Here is a 19,495-nt window from a genome sequence, read left to right as displayed (position 1 = left end):
TTCATCGTGCAAGGACCCGGTCGACACAACCACCGGGACCGCACACCTTCTCACTAGTCCTCGCCGTGGTCCAGCAGGATGGTCACCGGTCCGTCGCACACCATGTCGATCGCCATGTCCGCACCGAACACGCCCCTGCCGACCGGCACCTCGAGGGCATCGCAGTAGGCCTCGTAGAGCGCCTCGCCCCGGTCGGGGGCTGCAGCGGCAACGAACGATGGCCGCCGACCCTTGCGGGCATCGCCGTAGAGGGTGAACTGGCTGATCGCGAGGACGCCGCCACCGACGTCGCGCACCGACCGGTTCATCCTGCCGTCCTCGTCGGGGAAGACGCGCAGGTCCTGGGTCTTGGCGGCCAACCACTCGGCATCGGCGGCGGTGGAACGCTGGCCGACGCCCACGAGCGCCATCAGTCCGTGATCGATCCGACCGGTCACCGCCCCGTCAACGGAAACGGCGGCTGAACGAACTCGCTGGAGCACGACTCTCATGGGGCGACAGGGTAGGGTGCAGTCGCCGGCGGGGCGCCCCGAGGGGTGCGTCCTTCCGTCGTTCACCCGAATGAGAGCATCTCGAAAGGTTGCCGTTCACATGGCTGTTCGAATTCCCGTGGTCGCCTTCGTCGCGACCCTCCTTGCTGCCCTGCTGGTAGCAGTGCCGAGTCCATCGGACGCGGCCGCAGTGCGCGGCGCGCAGGCAGGCCCGATCGACACGACGGCCGAGCTGTCCGGGACCTACGTGTCCGAGGACGCCCCACGCGCCTACATCGCCCGTGCCGATGACTACGCCGATGCCCTGGCGGGCTCCCCGCTCGCGGCCGCCGACGGCGCCCCCATCCTCTTCGTCGAGGGTGACACCGTCAGCGAGGCCGTCCTCGCCGAGCTCGCGCGCATCGCACCCGACGAGGTCATCATCCTCGGCGGCATCGCTGCCGTGAGCGAGGCGGCTGAGGAGCAGATCGCCCAGGCAGGTCACACGACCCGTCGCCTTGCGGGCGACAACCGCTTCGAGACCGCCATCGAGGTGGCCGGTGAGCTCGACGCCTCGACCGGTGGTCCCTCCACCCTGTACTTCGTCGAGGGCGAGAACGCCGACGACGCCCGCGGCTGGCCCGACGCCATCAACGCCGCCACCATCGCCGGCCTCGACGGCAGCCCGATCCTGCCGGTCAACGCCGAACGCCTCCCCGAGGAGATCGCGGCCTACATCGCCGCCAACCCCGACGCACCACGCGTGATCGTGGGTGGCACCGCCGCCGTCACCGAGGAGGTCGAGAGCGCGATCGCCGGTGAGGAGGGCGAGGTCAGCCGCATCGCCGGCGACACCCGTGTCACCACTTCCGTGGCCGCCTACGACCACGCCGTCTCCGAGCTCGGCGCCGTCCCGACCAACCGCTTCGTCATCCCCGGCTGCAGCTACGTCGAGGGCCTCGCCGCCTCCGCCATCGCCGGCGCCAACGGCTGGACGACCGTCATGGTCGACTGCGAGAACCTGGCCGCCTCCGTCGACGCCTTCGACATCCTCGGCTCGACGCTCGACCTGGTCGAGGACACCGTCGTCGTCGGCAACCAGTTCACCGACGAGGTCCTGATGGGCATCGACGGTGCCGCCACCTTCGAGGCCCCCGAGGCCGCGTTCTGCCTGCGCCTGCTGCACCACAACGACGGCGAGTCCGACCTGTTCCCGGGTTCGGAGGGCTACGGCGGCCTGGCCAACATGGTCACCCTCGCCAACACCCTGCAGGACGCCCCGTTCGCCGAGGGCTGTGACGACTCCGGCGTGGTGACCGTCACCTCCGGTGACAACTTCCTGGCTGGTCCGGAGTTCCAGGCGTCGCTGTCCGACGAGGACGGTCCGATCCTGGACGCCCTCGGCCTGTCGCTGATGAACTACGACGCGCTGGACCTCGGCAACCACGACTTCGACTTCAACCCCGACGTCACCGAGCGGTTCATCACCTCCTTCGTCGGTGACGACCTGCCGCCGTTCCTGTCGGCCAACCTCGACTTCACCAACGAACCCGGCCTCCAGGCCCTCGTCGACGACGGGCGCATCGCCCCCTCGACCGTGGTGGACACCGGCGACACCCAGGTCGGCATCATCGGCCTGACCACCCCCGGCCTCGCCAGCATCTCCTCCCCCCGCAACGTGGAGGTCCTGCAGGACATCGTCGGGATCACCCAGGCCGAGGTCGACCGCCTCACCGACGAGGGCGTCGACAAGATCATCCTGATCAGCCACCTGCAGGGCATCGGCGGCGACGACGGCGACCTCGCCCTCATCGGCCAGATCGACGGCATCGACGCGGTCGTCGCCGGTGGTGGCGACGAGGTCCTGGCCGACACCGGTGACCCCCTGATCCCCGGTGACCTGGGCAGCGTCTTCGACGGCTACCCGATCCTGGTGGACGACACCGACGGCACGACCGTGCCCGTGGTGACCACCAGCGGCAACTACGGCTACCTGGGCCGCCTCGAGCTGCTCTTCGACGCCGACGGCAACCTGCTGGAGACCCGTCCGTTCGTCGACGAGGTGTCCCGCATGGTCCGCGTCGCCGAGGAGTCCCTCGCCGACGGTGTCCCGGCCAACGAGACGGTCGTCAACGATGTCTACGCGCCTGTCCAGGCGTTCGTCGACGGCCTCGCCGAGGACGTCATCGCCACCTCCGAGGTCCGCCTGAACGGTGACCGCCCCGACATCCGCGTGTCGGAGCAGAACGCCGGCAACCTGGTGGCCGACTCGATGCGCTGGTTCGTGGAGGACCAGGGACCGTCCTTCGGCCTCGACCCCGACGCCATCGTCGTGGGCGTGCAGAACGGTGGTGGCATCCGCCACGCCGGCGAGGAGATCGGGCCGGGCGACATCACCGCCCTGGACACCTTCTCCATGGTGCCCTTCCCCAACTTCGTGGCGGCCTTCGAGGACTTCACGATCGAGGAGCTGCAGCAGCTGCTGGAGCGGGCCTACTTCGACATCGAGGGCGTCAACGGTGCGTTCCTCCACCTGTCCAACCTGGTCGTCGAGATAGACCTCGACGAGCAGCCGCAGGTCCAGGACGACGACGGCAACATCACCACCCCGGGTGCGCGGGTGCGTTCGCTGACCCTGGGTGACGGCACCCCGCTGATCACCGACGGCGAGGTCGTCGACGGCGCCCCGACCGTCACGCTGAGCATCGTGGACTTCTCGGCCCGCGGCGGCGACGGCTACCCGCTGGACGACGACTTCGAGGTCCTCGGGGCGACCTACCAGCAGGTCCTGACCGACTTCATCGTCGCGGCCACCGACGACGGTGGGCTGGGCGGGGAGATCACCGCCGAGCAGTACCCGGTGGGCGGCGAGGGTCGCATCACCGTCACGGGTGGCGAGGGCTAGGTCCCTCCTCCCCCATCACGTCAGTCCCACGCGGGTCGCCCATCAGGGCGGCCCGCGTGGTCGTTGTCGGACCGGAATGCCCGTCGGGCCGCTGGCGTTGACGTTCGGGCAACCGTTACCCTGCGGGTGTTCGCGATTCCGACCGCTGGACCGGGCCCGATCCCGGCTGGCAGGAGAAAGGGGTTGTGCAGCTCATGAGCGTGCACGCACAGAACCGTCCGGTGTCCATCCACGACATCCAGGCCTTCAAGGACCGTGGCGAGAAGTTCGCCATGCTGACCGCCTACGACTACTCGGCCGCCCAGATCCTCGACGAGGCGGGCGTTCCCCTGCTGCTCGTCGGTGACTCCCTCGGCATGGTCGTGCTGGGCTACGACTCCACCGTGCAGGTGACGATGGAGGAGATGCTGCACCACACCAAGGCCGTGCGCCGTGGTGCCACGCGAGCGCTGGTCGTCGGCGACATGCCGTTCGGCAGCTACCACGGCAGCGAGGACGACGCCGTCGTCAACGCGGTGCGTTTCCTGAAGGAGGCGGGGGCCAACGCCGTCAAGCTCGAGGGTCCCCGCGTCGACCTGACCCGCCGGCTGGTCGAGGCCGGCATCCCCGTGATGGGGCACCTGGGCCTGACCCCCCAGGCGGTCAACCAGCTGGGCGGTTTCAAGGTGCAGGGGCGCGAGGAGGCGGCGGCCGAGAAGCTGGTCGCCGACGCGCTCGCCCTGCAGGCTGCCGGGGCGTTCTGCCTGGTGCTCGAGGCGGTCCCGTCCGACCTGGGCGCCCGCGTCACCGAGGCGCTGGACATCCCCACCATCGGCATCGGCGCTGGTGCGGACACCGACGGGCAGGTCCTGGTGTTCCACGACTTCCTCGGCCTGACCAGCGGTCGGCTGCCCCGGTTCGTCAAGCAGTACACGACGCTGCGCGGCGAGATCGTCTCCGCCGCCAAGGCCTTCCAGGCCGAGGTTGCCTCCAGCGACTACCCGGGTCCCGAGCACCAGTACTGAGGCTCGGCAGCCCCCGTGGACGGGCTGGTCAGCCGGGGAGTTCGGCGGCCAGCTCGACCGCGAGGGCGCTGAAGGTGCGCAGGCCGTCGGCGGTGCGCGGGCCGTGCCAGGTCAGCAGCTCGCCGTCCACGAAGCGGGTGGCGACGTCGCCCGCCAGCTCGCGGACGGGGTCCAGGTCCTTGTCCTCGAACGCGTACGGCTCGCTCGGCAGCAGCGCCACGTCGGCGCCGAACGCCAGTCCGGCCTCGAGCCTGGGATAGTCGGCCTCGTAGCCGGACAGGACGTTGCCGAACCCGCACGTCCACAGCAGGTCGCTGGCGTAGGTGCCGGGGCCGAGGCCCATCCACGGCTTGCGCCACACGAGGGTCAACGCCATCACCCGGGTGCTGGGTGCCGCGGCACGAGCCGCCTCGATCGCTGCATCGACGGCATCGGCGAGGTCGGCTGCGACCGCGGTGGCGTCGACCAGCTCACCCAGCCGCCGAGTCATCTTGGCGGCGTCGGCGACGGTGCGGGGATAGGTCTCCTCCACCGTCAGGCCGGCGTCACGCAACCGCTGGATGTCCTCCGGGCGGTTCTCCTCGGTGTTGGTGACCACGAGGTCGGGGCGCAGGGCGATGATGCGCTGCACGTCCGGGTTCTTCGTGCCACCGACCCGCACCGCGGCGTCGGGGGCCCCGTGGGTGCAGTAGGTGGTGACGCCGACCACGCGGTCGGCCACGCCGAAGCGGTCCAGCGCGTCGGTGACGGAGGGGACGAGCGAGACGATGCGGTCGCTGCTCATGCGCGGGTCCGGGTGTAGTCGCCACCCTCGATCGCGCGGGCCAGCACGAACAGGTAGTCGCTGAGCCGGTTGAGGTAGCGCAGGGGGCTGTCGTCGGGCAGCAGGTCCTGGCGCTGCATGGCCACGACGAGCCGTTCGGCCCGGCGCACGACGGTGCGGGCCAGGTCGATGGCGGCGCCCGCCGGGGACCCACCGGGGACGACGAACTCCTGGGGCAGCGGGTAGCGATCGGTCAGCGCGTCGATGCGCCGTTCCAGCTCCTCCGTCATCTCCGGGGTGGCCTTGCTGACCCCGGCGGTGAGCTTGGGCCAGTGGTCGACGTGGGTGGCCAGCTGGGCCCCGACGACGAACAGCTCGCGCTGGATCTCCAGCACCGCGTCGTGCCACTCGGTGTCGGGCTCCAGCGCCGCCCGGGCCATGCCCAGGGCGCTGACTGCCTCGTCGGTGGTGCCGTAGGCACCGGTCCGCAGATCGTCCTTGTCGACCCGACCGCCGTAGAGCAGTCCGGTCGTGCCGTCGTCGCCGCGCTTGGTGTAGACCTTCATCGCCGCACACCGTAGCCGTGCCCGCGTGCGTGGCGGTCATCGACCGGCAACGGCGGAGCTGTCGTCAGTCGCGTGGCAGCGCCCACACGGGGGTTGCGTCGACGGTGGCCACGCGGCCGTCTGCGTCGAAGGTGACGCGGGCCTCGACCGGGTGGCCCACGTCGTCGGTCGCACAGTAGGTGTAGGCCGCGCCGTCGCGGTCCAGCGGCTGGCCGACGGCGGTCAGGAACGCCTCCACGTTGCCGCCGACCAACGCGTGCAGGTCCTCGGTCTGCAGGTGCGACCCGTCGGTGACGCAGTCGTTGCTGCCGTAGGTCGCCCGTTCCCACATCTGCAGGTACGCCTCGGGACCGTTGAGCATGTCGGCGATGATCGCGTCGCCCCCACCCAGGTCCGGCCGATGCTCGTCGGCGGCCAGCGCGAGCTCGGCGAACCAGTCGGCGAACAACCCGTAGTGGGCGACGCCGTCGACCGACACGTCGTAGGTCCGTACCCCCGAGGTGTGCTGGTGGATGGTGACGCCGCCCACCGGCGCCTCGAAGCCGTCGGCGTAGTCCAGCGCGACCGCCGGGGTGCTGCGCGGCCCGGGCTGGCCGCCGAGGCCGTTGGTGTCCGCGCCGTAGCCGAGGCCGAACAGGCTGTCGGCGGGCGCCAGGTCCGCGGCCCACTGTCGGCGCTCGGCCCAGTAGTCCACGAACCGGTCGGCCGAGGCGGTACGGGCACCGATGACACCGTCCAGGGAGTAGATCCGCTGGTAGATCTCGTCGTTGCCCCAGCTGTGGCTGGAGATCAGCGACGGCTGGATCGGCGCCCGGCCCACGGCGTGCGCCCGCTCGTGCTCCGCGGGGATGATGACGTCCTGGATCAGGTCGAGGGCTGCTCGCTGGGCGGCAGCGCTCATGTGGTCGGGATCGACGACCATGCCGCGGGCGACCATCTGGGTGATGAGGTGCTCGCCCAGCGGGGTGAGGCCGCGGGTGTTGCAGTGCGGACCGGCCGAGTAGGCCGGTGCGGCGTAGCCGCGGGTCGGGGCGAACTGCTCGAGGATCGCGCCGGCGAGGACGTCGATCTCCTCCTGGCCGCCGTCGGGCACGTCGTCGGCGACGTTGATCTGCGTCTTGTCGTGCTCGTGGCTGTGGCCCGGCTCGGTCGGGGCGCAGGTCTGCATGTCCCAGTAGTGGCCGCTGGTGTACCGCTGCCCCAGCCAGTTCACGAGGATGCCGGTTGCGCCGCCGTCACCGGTCACGCCGGACAGGGCGTTGTCGAACTTGTTCACCAGCTCCATCTGGCGAATGCCCATGTCGTGGACCTCCTCCAGCCGCTGGTCGATCTGCTCGATGGTGCAGTTGGGCTGGTCGAGGAACTCGCTGCAGTCGAACAGCTCCGACACCTCGATGCCCATCACCACGGCCAGGCGGCCGGCGTTGATGACCTCACGGGCCTGGGCCGGGTCGGTGACGATGCGCAGCCATCCCTCCCCCGGGCCACCGGACTGGGCGTCGATGTAGTCCTGCAGCTCGAACAGCCGCTCGGCCTGCAGGCGAACGCCGTCCATCTCGTTGCAGGAGTTCCGCTTGATCGGGTAGATCTCGCACAGTGCGGTGTTGTCGACGAAGAGGTTGACGCTGAGGCGGAGCCCACCGAGGTAGGCGCGTTCCAGCCAGCGCCAGTAGTACTGCTCGTGGGTCAACGAGTCATGGCGGGGCCAGTACCCGAACGTGGGCCAGCCAACGGTGTCGTGGCCGTTGACCGGGTCGCCACCGGAAACCGCGACCTCGAGCACCGCTCCACGACCACCGGCGGCGTGGTCCTCGCAGTCGACGAGGGCGAACTCGGCGCCGTAGGGATGCCACGGGCGACCGCAGCGGGCCTCGCCGCCGAGGAACTCGAAGGCCATGCCGTGGACGTGGGACTCGAAGAAGCCCTGCACCTCGGCAGCGGGACCGGCCGGGTTGGCGGATGGGCGACCCTCGGTGTTGGTGTCGACCTCGGGCCAGTCCGCGCAGGCCGTGCCGTTGGGGTCGTCGTCGGTCGGGTCGTCGTCGGGAACGTGGTGGAAGGTGTAGGTGCCGAGCAGCGTGCTGTCCTGCGACCGGACCTCGTAGGCCTGGCCGGCCTCGTCGCGGGCGTCGGCATCATCGCCGACGGCGGTGATCACCCATTCGCCCCGGACCGAGGGGGTGTCGGCGAGGGACGGCTGGACTGCAGCGGTCACGGCCGGCAGTCCCGGCTGGCCGCCGGTGCTGACCGACAGGCGGGTCAGGTAGGACCGCACGTCCCACCAGGCCCCCTCGACGGAGTCGTCGGGGCCCTCGTTGGCCGCGATCAAGTACTCGCCCAACCGGGTCGGCTGGAAGTGGAACGGAACCGCGTCGGCCTCGGCCCCGTCGATGACCATCGCGCCGTCGCGAGCGACCCAGGTCCCGTCGTCGGCCTGCATCGTGTAGCAGCCGCCGGCCAGGGCGTAGCGGTCCTCGGGGCTCGCCAACCGGTCGTGGACGTCGCGGTCGACCACCAGCTGGTACGGCACGGCGAGCGCCGGCGTCTCTGCCCCGGCCGGCGGTGCGGTCGTTCCCGGGAGGGCCAGCAGCAGCCCGGCCAGGACGAGCATGGCCACGCCGCGCCGCGCGGTACGGGGTGAGGGGGTGAACGTGGACGTCATCGCGGTACCTCGGCTCTGGGTGCCCAAACGTGTGGGTCGCTCCACTTCCTGTGTTCGACGCAAGACGACCCGTCTCCTGCCCGGCCGCCGAGGTGGGGTGGCCGCGGGCCACTAAGGTGTCCCGACCGATGACCGTCGTCCGTCCCTACACCGGCCCCGATCCCGGTCACCCGGTGACCGTGGTCCCGAGCGACCCATCGCGGCGCGGCGCCCTGGTGCGTGTGCGCGGGTGGGAGGTCGCCGTGGCCGATCCGGTCGGTGCCGTGACCGACGGACGCGCGCTGGACGAGGCTGCCGACGAGCTCGGATGGGCGGGGCCGGGCGCCGCCGGGCCGCCGTTCACCCACGGACTGCTCGGGTTCGTGACCGACGACGCATCGGCTGCGCTGCTGGACCTGGACACCGTCGACGAGCGGCCCGCGCCCGCCCCGCTTCCCCCGCTGTGGTTCGGTCGCTACACCCATGCGGCCTGCCAGTCCCCCGACGGGCGCTGGTGGGTGACGGGTGCGTCCGACGCGGACGCCGATCGTGCCCACTCGCTGCTGGTGGCCGCCGCTCGTCGTCACGGTCGTCCCCGGGCGCCGGGACGCGTCGGAGTCGTCGGGGCCACCCGCGAGGAGGAATCGGCTCGGTCCACCTTGTCGCGGGCCCAGCACGGCGCGGCGGTCCAGCGGATCCACGACTGGATCGCCGATGGCGACGTCTACCAGGTGAACCTCACCCTCCACGTCGGCGCGCGGTGGGACGGCTCCCCCCGGGCGCTGGCGCGACGCCTGTTCGGCGCCAGCCCCAGCGCCGACCACGCGGCCTTCCTGCATGCCCCCGGTGCCACGATCGCGTCGGTCTCCCCCGAGACGTTCCTCCGCATGGACGGCCGGCAGGCGACCATCCGTCCGATCAAGGGAACCCGGCGGCGTGCCGAGGACCCGGTCGTCGACCGGGCCCTCGCGGAGGACCTGCGGACGGCGACCAAGGACGGGGCCGAGCACGTGATGATCGTCGACCTCGAACGCAACGACCTCGGCCGGATCTGCGAGGTCGGCTCGGTCCGGGTGCCCCAGCTGATGGAGCTGGAGGCCCACCCCACCGTGTGGCACCTGACCAGCACGGTCCTCGGCACCGTCCGGGCCGACCTCGGCCTGCGCGACGTCCTGGCCGCCCTGTTCCCCTGTGGCTCGGTCACCGGCGCACCCAAGCGGATGGCCGTCTCGAGGACCCGCCTGGTCGAACCGTGGCGCCGCGGCGTCTACTGCGGCGCGATCGGCGTCATCGCCCCGGGGCTGGTCGACCTGTCGGTCGCGATCCGGACCGCGGTCCTGCACGACGGCTGGGCCTGGTACGGCACCGGCGGCGGCATCGTGGCCGACTCCGACCCCGACGAGGAGTGGGAGGAAGCCATGACCAAGGCCAGGGCGTTCTTCACCGCGACCGGCACCGCCCCACCGGATGGCTGACGGCCGCTCCAGAGGCCGGCGCTACAGGCCGGTGATGCGGAGGCCGGCGGTGACCCCGTGGGTGGCGTTGACCGAGATGACGACGGCGGTCATGGCCTCGATGGTGAACGCCAGGCGCAACGGACCGCAGGCGACACCACGCAGGCCCTCGACCTGCGAGGCGAGCTCCACGGTGCGCTTCACCGCTTCGTCGTCGTCCCCGCATACCAGGACGTCCTCGTCGAACACGTGCTCGGTGTTGCGCAGGTGGGTTGCGGAGACGTTGTTGAACGCCGTCGTCACCCGGGCCGCGGGCAGCAGTCGGGCAACCTCTTCCGCCGACGACCCCGCCTCGACCGGCAACGCCTGGGGGCCGCCAGCGAAGCTGAGCTTGTTGACCGCCGACATGACGACCATGTCCCCGACCTCGTCGGCCAGGGGACCCAGGGTGGCCTCCAACCCCTCGTAGGGCACGGTGACCAGGAGCATGTCGGCACGGGCCGGCAACTCGGCGTTGCCGGCACCCTGCACGGTGGCCCCACCACCGGCGAGCAGGGCGACCTCCTCGGCCGCGGCGATGCCCCGTTCGGGGTCTCGCGACCCGATGAGCACGTCCACGCCGGCCCGCGCGAGGCGGTAGGCCAGCCCTCTTCCTTGCGGTCCGGTGCCGCCGATGATGCCGATCACGATCGCGGAGCGTATCGGGCCGGCTGCGTCACGGCAGAACGGCTCAGCGAGGCGGCGGCATGGGCGGTGGCGGTGGGGTCGACCCCGGTCCGCTGGGCACCCGGGCGGGACCGCCGTTGCCGACCGGCGGTCGGCCGTTCTGGCCGCCCGGCAGCGGCTCGCGCACCGGTTCGTTGACCGGCACGCCGGATCCGACCGGCACGTGGCCGTTGTTGGACCCCGCCGTCTTGACCTTCGACGCCTTGCCGACCAGCAGGGCCTGCTTGTCCGCAGACAACCCCGACCGGACCGCGGCCAGCGCCTCCTCACCGGAGATCGCTTCCTTCTCCACCAGCAGCTCGGCCATGCGGTCCAGCCCCGGGCGGAGGCCCTCGAACTGCTCGACGAGGTACTCCAGGTTGGTGGACAGGATGCGGTGGGCCTCGACGTCGACGGCTTCGGCGAAGTTGTCGGAGTAGGCGTGGCCGCGTCCGAGCTCCTCACCGAGGAAGACCGGGCGATCCTCGCCGTAACCGACGGGGCCGACGGCCTCGGTCATGCCGAAGTCGCGCACGATGGCCCGGGCGAGCTTGGTGGCCTGCAGCAGGTCGTTGGACGCACCCGTCGTCGGCTGGCCCAGCGCCACGAGCTCCGCGGCACGACCACCGAGCATCACGCGGAGCTTGGCGATCAGGTAGGACAGCGTGTGGATGTGCCGTTCGTCGACGGGCAGCTGCGTGGTGACACCCAGCGCCATGCCGACGGGCAGGACGGTGACCTTGTAGACCGGGTCCGCCTCCTCCTCGATGAAGGCGGCCAGCGCGTGCCCGCCCTCGTGGTAGGCGACGGACTCCTTCTCCTTCTCCCCCAGCTGCAGGGTCGAACGCTCGCGGCCGATGGTCTGCCGCTCGCGAGCTCGCTCGAAGTCCTGCATGCGGATCTCGGGGCTGTTCTCGCGCACCGCGATCAGGGCCGCCTCGTTGACCAGGTTCTTGAGGTCGGCACCGGCCATGCCGGGCGTGCCACGGGCGATGGTGTTGGGGTCGACGTCGGCGCCGATGGGCTTGCCGCGCATGTGGATGCGCAGGATCTGGTCGCGCTCCTCCAGGGTCGGCAGGGGCACCACGATCTGGCGGTCGAACCGGCCGGGACGGGTCAGCGCCGGGTCCAGGACGTCGGGGCGGTTGGTCGCACCCATGATGACCACGCCGGTGGAGCCCTCGAAGCCGTCGATCTCGCCGAGCAGCTGGTTGAGGGTCTGCTCGCGCTCGTCGTGGCCGCCGCCGAGGCCTGCCCCGCGCTTGCGGCCGATGGAGTCGAGCTCGTCGATGAAGATGATGGAGGGGGCGTTCTCGCGCGCCGTCTTGAACAGGTCACGCACACGGGAGGCGCCGACGCCGACGAACATCTCCATGAAGTCCGAGCCGGTGACGGAGATGAAGGGCACCCCGGCCTCACCAGCAACGGCCTTGGCGAGCAACGTCTTTCCGGTACCGGGCGGGCCGACCATGAGCATGCCCTTGGGCACCTCGGCGCCGGCCTGGCGGAACCGGGAGGGATCACGCAGGAACTGCACGACCTCCTGGATCTCCTCCTTGACCTCCTTGTAGCCCGCGATGTCGTCGAAGGTGGTCTGCGGCTGGTCGGTCTTGTGGATCTTGCCGGTCGACTTGCCGATCTGGCCCAGGCCGCCCATCTGTCCGCGTGCCTGGCGGTTGATGAACCAGAAGAAGCCCACGAAGAGGAGGAGTGGGAACAGCAGCGGGAGCAGCAGCCCGAAGATGCCGCCGGTGTCGGACTCCGCCTCGATGGTGACCCCGTTGTCGCGCAGGAACGTCTCGACCTCGCCGAGTCCCACGACCGTCGAGATCGGCAGGAACGACCGGAAGGCGGTGGTGTCGTCCTCGCGGGCCCCCTCGACGTAGGTGCCGTCGATGGACTGGCCGGTGAACACGACCGATTCGACGCTCCCCGACTCCACCTGCTCACGGAACTCGGAGTAGGTCAGCTCGTCACCGGACTGCACGGTTCCGAGCCCACCGAAGAGGATCGACACCAGCAGCACGGCACCGATCACCGCGATCAGGCGCATTCGAGGGTTGCTGTTCACGACCCCACTCTTGCGGGGAGGCACCGTGTTCGCCACTCTTGGCCCGGATGGCCTTGCCTTCCCATATCGCAGCCGGAGCCGAGATTGCGGTTGATGTGGCGGTTGTCGGGTCCGGTGTCGCCGGACTCGTGACCGCACTCGACCTGCTCGATCGTCGTCCAGAGCTGACCGTTGCCCTCATCGACAAGGGGGTGTCCGGCGAGTCGGGCTCGACCCCGCTGGCGCAGGGAGGGCTTGCGGCCGCCGTCGGCCCGGACGACTCCCCCGCCATGCATGCCGCCGACACCGCACGGGCCGGGGACGGCCACACCGACCCCCGAGCCGTCGCGGTCATGGCCGCCGAGACCCCCGCACGTGTGGCGGACCTCCGCCGGCGGGGTGCGGTGTTCGACACCCAGGACGACGGCAGCCTGGCGCTTGCCCGCGAGGGTGGCCAGCAGGTCGGACGGTCCGTCCGGGCAGCCGATGCCACCGGCGCGGAGATGTTCCGTGCGCTGCGCGACGCCGCCATCGAGAAGGCCCGCAACGGCAGCCTCGTCCGCCTGCAGGGCATGGTCGTCGACCTGCCGCTGGCCACCACCCCCGAACAACCAGTCATCGGGGCGTGGTTGCTGTGCGACGAGATCGCCGGTGGCATGGCCACGCCGTCACAGGATGCTGGCCTGGTCCTGTTGCGCGCCCAGGCGGTCATGCTGGCGACCGGCGGGTGCGGTGGCCTGTACGCGGGCACGACGAACCGCGACGAGGCCACCGGTGATGCCCTGGCCCTGGCGGGCCGAGCCGGCGCCGCCCTGCAGGACCTCGAGTTCGTCCAGTTCCACCCGACCGGGCTGAAGTCCGCCGACGGACGCTTCCAGCGGTTCCTGCTCACCGAGGCGCTGCGCGGTGCCGGCGCCCATCTGCTGGACGCCGACGGCAACCGGTTCATGCTGGATCGCCACCCCGACGCCGAGCTGGCCCCGCGCCACGTCGTCGCCAAGGCGATCCTCGACCAGCCGGGTGGCGCCTGGCTGGACGCCCGGATGATCCCCGACCACCAGCTGGCCGAGGAGTTCCCGACGGTGCTGACCGGCGCCCGGACCTTCGGGTTCGACCTGGCGACCGAGCCGGTGCCGGTCGAGCCGTGCGAGCACTACATGATCGGTGGGGTGGCCACCGACCTGCACGGCCGCACCTCCGTGCCGGGCCTGTACGCCGCCGGGGAGGCCGCGTCGTCCGGGGTCCACGGTGCCAACCGGATGGCCGGCAACTCCCTCGCGCAGTCCTGTGTGTTCGCCCACCGGGCGGCGCTGGACATGGCGGCGCGCCTGGACGGCGCCCACGCCGACACCGACCCGGAACCGCCGACCTTCGGCCGCGACACCCCTGTCACCGCCGACGGCAGCGAACGCACGGACCTGCGGACCGCGATGAGCGCCGGCGGCGGTGCCATCCGCGACGCCGACGGGTTGCAGAAGCTGGGCCAGGTCATCGACGACCTGCGTGCCGCCGCGTATCGGGCCTGGGGTGGCCCCAAGCCTCCCATGGTCCGCGATGCCCTTGAGGTCGACAGCATGCTGGTGTCCGCCCGCGCGATCGTCGACAGCGCCCTGCACCGCACCGAGTCGCGGGGGGCCCACTTCCGCACCGACTACCCCGACCACGACCCGGTCTGGGCCGGTCGACGACAGCGGGTCCAGCTGACCGGCTGACCGGCCGCACTGCCCCGCCGGCCGGGGGACATGCCACACGGCCGCAGGTCTTGGTTCTACAGTCGTGGGGATGGCAAACCCACACGAGCAGGACTTCCGGCGGGCGGCCGAGCCCGAACTCCTCGACGGCATCCGCGCCGGCCAGCCGCTTGCGCTGGCCGAGGCGTACCACCGGCTGGTTCCCGCTGCCCACGCCGTGGCGCGCCGGCTCGTGCCGGGCGCCGCCGAGGTGGAGGAGGTCCTGCAGGCCGTCTTCACCCAGCTGTGGATCTCCTCGCCCGACGCCGGCCCGCTCGAGGGCTGGGCACGCCGGACCACGTGGGCGATCTCCGCCGAGCGGCTGCGTGCCGACGGCCGGGCCCCTGCGTCCCCGTCGGCGTCCGGGCTGCTGCCCGACCTTCCTGCTCCGGACCTGCGCTTCCTCGACGCGGCCGAGCGGGCCATCGCCGAGCTGCCCGACGACGAGCGGCGCGCGCTGCTGCTGGCCCACGACAAGGGTGTGGCGACGACCGCGCAGGACCCGGGTGCCAGCGACGCGCTGGTCCGTGCCCTGCTGGCGCTGGCCGGCCCCGAGACCTCCTCCGGTGACCGCACCGCGGCGACGGAGGATCCGTGTGCGGACCTGTCCGCCCTGGGCGACTGGTGCCTCGGGGTGGCCGACCCCGCTGCGGCGGGTCAGGTGGAGTCCGCCATCGAGGAGCGCGCCGGTTGTGCGGCTCGATCGCGAGCGGTCCGTCGTGGCCGCCGCCGCATCGAGGGACTGCCTGCCACCCCCGACATGGGCCAGCGCGTCCTCGTGCAGGTTCTGACGGCGACAGGGTCCGTGGCCGCCGCGGCCAGCACGCCGCCGCCTGCCGCTCCCCCCGTCGTGATGTCGACGCCCGATGCGGACGAGGCGACGACCGAGCCATCTGCCGCCGAGCCGCTCCTCACCGACGCACCGCCGGCCGACACCCCCACGGCTGACACCCCGACGGCCGACGGAGCGATCGCCGGAGCGCCGGTCGCCGACACGGCACCCTCCTTCGACGAGCCCGCCGCCGACGAGCCCGCGGCCGTCACGCCGATCGACGCTGGTCCTGCCGAGGAGGACGACGACGATCCCTTCGCCGACTTCGACGAGGCACCACCTGTGGTCGGTGGCCCGGTCGTTGCAGCCGGGACCGACGCGGTGGCCGACACCGCCGACCTCCCGGCCGCCTCGTCGCAGGATCCTGCCGACGCCGACTGGACACCCACGCCCGGGGACACCGCCGAGCTGCGCCTGTCCGACATCCTGGCCGGCGACCACGAGGACGACGACCCCTTCGCCGGCCTCGACGAGCTCGACGAACCACCGACGCCCGCGTCGGACGCGCCGGCCGCAACCGGTCCGTACGCCGCCCTGCAAGCCCTCGACGGCGAGGACACCGGCGCCGCACCGGACCCGACGGCCCCCTTCGGCGCGGCCGCCCCTGCCGAACGTGCCGGCGGACCCGATCCCGTGTTCACCGACGATGCCGACGTGTACGTGGAGGGCGAAGAGCGCTACGCCGACGACGACGTCCCCGCGGTGCGCCAGCGCAGCGCCATGGCCGCCGTCCTGGCCTGGGTGCTGCCGATCCTCGGCGGCCTCGCGGTGGGTGTGCTGCTCGCCGTGCAGGTCTTCGGCCCGCCGGGCGGCTGATCCCCCAAGGTCTGGCCCTGTCGGCCGGCCCCGCCGGCTGACCCACGACCGGGTCAGCCGTCCCAGCCCAGCCGTCGGCTGATCTCGGTGGTGACCTCGACCACCATCGGGGCAAGGCGATCAGGGTCCGGCACCCGGGGGGTCGGCGCCACCACCCCGAGCGAAGCAACCGCGTTGCCGGTCCGGTCCCGGATCGGTGCGGCCACCCCCGTCGTCCCGGTCTCCAGCTCGCCGTTGGACACCGCATACCCGCGGATCCTCACCGCGTCGAGGGCCTCGAGCACGCCGTCGTCGCCGCTGAGGGCTGCGCGGTCCTCCTCCACCAGGTGGGCGGCCAGCGCCCGGCCGTGGGCACCGGTCAGCAGCGGATGGCGGAACCCGACCCCGTAGGACACCCGGACGAACAGGCCCTGCGGTTCGATGCGGTCCACCACCACCAGGTCGTCGCCGTCGCGCACGCCCAGGCAGACGGCCTCGTTGCACGCCTCCATCAGGGTCCGCATGCCCGGGGTCGCCAGCCGGCTGACCTCCAGCCCCCGTCCGGCTCGGGCGCCGAGCTCGACCAGCGCGACACCGAGGTGGTACCGCCGGCTGCCCTCGTCGCGCACCGCGAACCCCGTCTCGCAGAGGGTCTCGAGCAGCCGGTAGAGGACCGCACGGTCCAGCGACGTCGCAACGGACAGCTCGGCCACCGTCGCACCCTCGTCGCGCTGGCCCAGTGCGCGCAGCACCGACAGGCCACGCGCGAGTGTGCGAGAACCGCCCCTCTCCAACCAGGACCTCCCTGTCGTGCTCGCGGCCGGCAGCGTAACCCACCGGCTGGTGCCGGTGTCGGGCGGAACGGAAGGCAAGCGATCCGGGCCGCAGGCCATTACGCTGTGCGCCCGCCGGTGTGCCCGGTTGGTAACGGCTCGCGACCAAGGATGCGACGAATGAGCGTCAACGCAGGTTCCTCCGACACGTACTGGGGTCTGACGCCCCGGTCCGACGACGGTGACGAGGAGACGAAGGAGGAGAAGGACACCCTTCTCGCGGCTGCCCTGTCGCAGAATCCCTTCAAGAAGCTCTACGACAACCGCGTGCTGTACCTGCGTGGCCCCATCGAGGACACGAAGGCCGACGAGATCGTCGCCCAGCTCCTTGCCCTGGGCTCGGACTCCGACGACGACATCACGATGTACATCAACTCCCCCGGTGGCGTGATCAGCGGGATGTTCGCGATGTACGACGTGATGCACCTGATCAACGCCAAGGTCAACACCGTGTGCGTGGGCATGGCGGCATCGGCGGGCGCGTTCCTGCTGGCCACCGGCACCGGCACCCGATCGGCCACCCCGAACTCGCGGATCATGATCCACCAGCCCCTCGGTGGTGCCCGCGGTCAGGCCTCCGACATCCAGATCCAGGCGCAGCAGATGACCTTCATGCGCAACCGGATCAACGAGATCCTCTCCGAGCGCTCCGGCAAGTCGCTGGAGCAGGTCGAGAAGGACACCCTCCGCGACTTCTGGCTGAGCGCCGAGGAGTCGGTGGAGTACGGCCTCATCGACAGCGTCCGGACCACCGGCGGCCTCTAGGCCTCGCCGTCCTCCGGCAGGACCTCCGCTGACCCAGCCGACGCCCCCGTGGCGTCGGCTTCGTCGTGCCCGGACCGGAACGCGTCGACATCGGGTGCGTCCAGCGTGCCGAGCCGCCACGTGATGTACGCCCAGGTCGCCGCGACGAGGGCGAGCAGGCCCGGCCAGCCCGTGACCAGCCGGACCGTCGCCAGCGCAGCCAGGTCGCCGTCGCGCAACAGCAGCGCCTGCCATCCCCCCTTCCCCAGGTAGTACAGGCCCCAGACGATCGTGACCTCGCTGTAGGCGGGCCGGACACGGGGATGCCAGTACCACTCCAGCGGCCAGCGGACCAGCGTCGCGCTGGTCCAGGCGACCGCGGGCCGGCCGACGGGGACGCTCAGCAGGCACAGCACGCCGAAGGCCAGATTGCCGACGATGCCCGGTACGAAAAACCCCAGCGCATCACCGCTGAGCAGCGCCACGGCCACGCCGATCACGACGCCACCGAGGCCGGACACGGCATGGGCGAGGGACTGCTTCCGGCGTCGCCGCACGAGGACGACGACCGCACACCAGGCCAGCGCCGCCCCCGCGGCCACGACCAGGGGTGACAGGACGGCCAGCACCGCGAAGAGCAGGGTGGGTGCCACGGTGTCGACGACCAGCTTGGGATCGCGCAGGAGGCCCTGCAGCGTGACGTCCTCGTTCATCGTTGGCAACGCGCGCACCAGGTCGTGCCGCGACCGCCCACGACGCCCTTGCGCATCGGCTCGCCGCACCGGGGGCACGGACGCCCGCCCTGTCCGTAGGCGACGAGGAAGTCGGCGTTTCGACCCGACTCGCCGTTGACCATCTGGTAGTCGCGGAAGGTGGTCCCCTCCCGCTCGATCGACTCGGCCAGGACCGTGCGGATGGCGTGCCAGAGGCGGTCGGACCGCTCCCGCCCGATCCGCCGGGCCGTCGGACGGATCCGTGCCCGCCACAGGGCCTCGTCGGCGTAGATGTTGCCGACCCCGGCGACCGGACGCTGGGACAGCAGGAAGGGCTTGACCTGCTGGCGGGTCGACGACAGCGCCCGGTGGAACCCCTCCCGGGTGAACGCCCCCGACAGCGGCTCGGGCCCCAGCGCCGCGAGGGTCGGCAGGCGCTCGTGCTCCCCCGCCGGGGTCACCACGAAGGTGCCGAACCGCCTGACGTCACGGAAGTCCAGCATCGAGCCGTCGTCGAGCTCGATCGTGGCCCGCACGTACGGGTCGCTGCCGTCCCACCCGTCCTCGCCCCGCCACCGCAGGATGCCGGTCATGCCGAGGTGGAGGATCAGGTCACGATCGGTGTCGAGGTCGGCGATCAGGTACTTGCCCCGGCGGCGGAGGTCGTCGACCCGCCCACCCTCCGCATCGCGGGCCCGGTCGTAGCGCGGCATCGCCGGGTCCACCGCGACCCTCGACACCCTGCGACCCACCAATCTGGGCGCCAGCTGACGCCTCACGCTCTCGACCTCGGGAAGTTCTGGCACTGACGCCATATTCGACCGTAAGGGTTTCGGCTGCACGTGCCGATACGCATCACTAAGAGTAAATCCGCACTACAAGGTGTGACATGACTGTGCTCCTACGCCGAAACCCCGCCTCCAACGCCGCCGACGTCGCCTTCCTGCGCGACAGGTGCAGCGACCTCCAACGCGCCCTGTCGGACAACGCCGCGGGCCGGGTGATCACCCTCGAGGAAACCGAGGGTGAAGTCCTGACGCGGTGGACCGCACTGCTGGTCCCCGACGAGCCCTGGAGCCCCGACGTGCAGTCCACGCTGGAGGACCTGTACGTGCTCCAGGCCCGCGTCCTCGAACGCATGGCTCGCGGCGGTGTCGCCGACATCTCCCCCGACGTCGAGCATCTCGTCCGCGCCCTCCTGATCGACCGCCTGCAGGAGCTGACCGACGCCGCGGTGCACGCCATCCAGTAACCCTCGGCCCATCCGGCGACGCCCCCTGACGGATGGGT

16 protein-coding genes are annotated in these 19,495 nt (G+C 71.4%); 7 read left to right on the top strand and 9 right to left on the bottom strand.

Translation table 11 applies throughout. The features are described 5' to 3' along the window. Nucleotides 1–53: 53 nt before the first annotated feature. A complete protein-coding gene (gene dtd / locus DVS28_RS11035) occupies nucleotides 54–491 on the bottom strand; it encodes a D-aminoacyl-tRNA deacylase (RefSeq protein WP_114591494.1) in 438 nt (145 codons plus the stop codon). Nucleotides 492–591: 100 nt separating this feature from the next. Here dtd and DVS28_RS11030 point away from each other — a divergent pair, with 100 nt between their 5' ends. Then, nucleotides 592–3,375: a cell wall-binding repeat-containing protein gene (locus DVS28_RS11030; RefSeq protein WP_164710396.1), complete on the top strand. Its 2,784-nt coding sequence runs from the start codon at nucleotides 592–594 to the stop codon at nucleotides 3,373–3,375. Nucleotides 3,376–3,569: 194 nt separating this feature from the next. Continuing rightward, nucleotides 3,570–4,379 (top strand): 3-methyl-2-oxobutanoate hydroxymethyltransferase, encoded by an 810-nt coding sequence (panB, locus tag DVS28_RS11025; protein ID WP_114594126.1) that lies wholly within the window; start codon nucleotides 3,570–3,572, stop codon nucleotides 4,377–4,379. Nucleotides 4,380–4,407: 28 nt separating this feature from the next. Here panB and DVS28_RS11020 read toward each other — a convergent pair whose 3' ends face one another. The 3 genes from DVS28_RS11020 to DVS28_RS11010 form a co-directional block, all read right to left on the bottom strand. Continuing rightward, nucleotides 4,408–5,163, bottom strand: coding sequence for a helical backbone metal receptor (locus tag DVS28_RS11020; protein WP_114591492.1), 756 nt, complete (start codon nucleotides 5,161–5,163; stop codon nucleotides 4,408–4,410). Then, nucleotides 5,160–5,708, bottom strand: coding sequence for a cob(I)yrinic acid a,c-diamide adenosyltransferase (locus tag DVS28_RS11015; protein WP_114591491.1), 549 nt, complete (start codon nucleotides 5,706–5,708; stop codon nucleotides 5,160–5,162). The genes DVS28_RS11020 and DVS28_RS11015 overlap by 4 nt, the downstream gene beginning before the upstream one ends. A gap of 64 nt (nucleotides 5,709–5,772) precedes the next feature. Further along, on the bottom strand, nucleotides 5,773–8,370 hold the full coding sequence (locus DVS28_RS11010; RefSeq protein WP_164710395.1) for a Coagulation factor 5/8 type domain-containing protein: 2,598 nt from the start codon (nucleotides 8,368–8,370) through the stop codon (nucleotides 5,773–5,775). A gap of 128 nt (nucleotides 8,371–8,498) precedes the next feature. Here DVS28_RS11010 and DVS28_RS11005 point away from each other — a divergent pair, with 128 nt between their 5' ends. Then, nucleotides 8,499–9,824: an anthranilate synthase component I family protein gene (locus DVS28_RS11005; RefSeq protein ID WP_114591489.1), complete on the top strand. Its 1,326-nt coding sequence runs from the start codon at nucleotides 8,499–8,501 to the stop codon at nucleotides 9,822–9,824. Nucleotides 9,825–9,845: 21 nt separating this feature from the next. Here the strand turns inward: DVS28_RS11005 and npdG are convergent, their stop codons facing one another. Together npdG and ftsH are read right to left on the bottom strand one after the other, a co-directional pair. After that, the gene (gene npdG / locus DVS28_RS11000; RefSeq protein WP_164710394.1) at nucleotides 9,846–10,490 is read right to left on the bottom strand and encodes an NADPH-dependent F420 reductase; all 645 of its coding nucleotides are present in this window, start codon (nucleotides 10,488–10,490) and stop codon (nucleotides 9,846–9,848) included. Nucleotides 10,491–10,533: 43 nt separating this feature from the next. Next, nucleotides 10,534–12,579: an ATP-dependent zinc metalloprotease FtsH gene (gene ftsH / locus DVS28_RS10995; protein WP_164710393.1), complete on the bottom strand. Its 2,046-nt coding sequence runs from the start codon at nucleotides 12,577–12,579 to the stop codon at nucleotides 10,534–10,536. Between the two features lie 47 nt (nucleotides 12,580–12,626). On the opposite strand from ftsH, the gene DVS28_RS10990 reads away from it, so the two are divergent. Together DVS28_RS10990 and DVS28_RS10985 are read left to right on the top strand one after the other, a co-directional pair. Next, nucleotides 12,627–14,270, top strand: a complete 1,644-nt coding sequence (locus DVS28_RS10990) for an L-aspartate oxidase (protein ID WP_114591486.1) — start codon at nucleotides 12,627–12,629, stop codon at nucleotides 14,268–14,270. Between the two features lie 70 nt (nucleotides 14,271–14,340). Then, on the top strand, nucleotides 14,341–15,936 hold the full coding sequence (locus DVS28_RS10985; RefSeq protein WP_114591485.1) for a sigma factor: 1,596 nt from the start codon (nucleotides 14,341–14,343) through the stop codon (nucleotides 15,934–15,936). 53 nt (nucleotides 15,937–15,989) lie between these two features. On the opposite strand, the gene DVS28_RS10980 is transcribed toward DVS28_RS10985, so the two are convergent. Beyond that, nucleotides 15,990–16,808, bottom strand: a complete 819-nt coding sequence (locus tag DVS28_RS10980; RefSeq protein WP_114591484.1) for an IclR family transcriptional regulator — start codon at nucleotides 16,806–16,808, stop codon at nucleotides 15,990–15,992. 60 nt (nucleotides 16,809–16,868) lie between these two features. Here DVS28_RS10980 and DVS28_RS10975 point away from each other — a divergent pair, with 60 nt between their 5' ends. Continuing rightward, a complete protein-coding gene (locus DVS28_RS10975; protein WP_114591483.1) occupies nucleotides 16,869–17,513 on the top strand; it encodes a ClpP family protease in 645 nt (214 codons plus the stop codon). Here DVS28_RS10975 and DVS28_RS10970 read toward each other — a convergent pair. After that, complete coding sequence (locus tag DVS28_RS10970; protein ID WP_114591482.1) at nucleotides 17,510–18,205, bottom strand: DUF3159 domain-containing protein; 696 nt, start codon at nucleotides 18,203–18,205, stop codon at nucleotides 17,510–17,512. The genes DVS28_RS10975 and DVS28_RS10970 overlap by 4 nt on opposite strands. Beyond that, the gene (gene mutM, locus DVS28_RS10965; protein ID WP_245973595.1) at nucleotides 18,202–19,020 is read right to left on the bottom strand and encodes a bifunctional DNA-formamidopyrimidine glycosylase/DNA-(apurinic or apyrimidinic site) lyase; all 819 of its coding nucleotides are present in this window, start codon (nucleotides 19,018–19,020) and stop codon (nucleotides 18,202–18,204) included. The genes DVS28_RS10970 and mutM overlap by 4 nt, the downstream gene beginning before the upstream one ends. A 74-nt stretch (nucleotides 19,021–19,094) precedes the next feature. Here mutM and DVS28_RS10960 point away from each other — a divergent pair, with 74 nt between their 5' ends. Further along, the gene (locus tag DVS28_RS10960) at nucleotides 19,095–19,457 is read left to right on the top strand and encodes a protein-tyrosine phosphatase family protein (protein ID WP_114591480.1); all 363 of its coding nucleotides are present in this window, start codon (nucleotides 19,095–19,097) and stop codon (nucleotides 19,455–19,457) included. Nucleotides 19,458–19,495 lie beyond the last annotated feature (38 nt).

It is taken from the genome of Euzebya pacifica (assembly GCF_003344865.1).
GTDB classification, from domain to species: Bacteria; Actinomycetota; Nitriliruptoria; order Euzebyales; family Euzebyaceae; genus Euzebya; species Euzebya pacifica.
The sequence above is the reverse complement of the archived record's forward strand: the minus strand, read 5'-3'. Positions and strand labels throughout refer to the sequence as shown.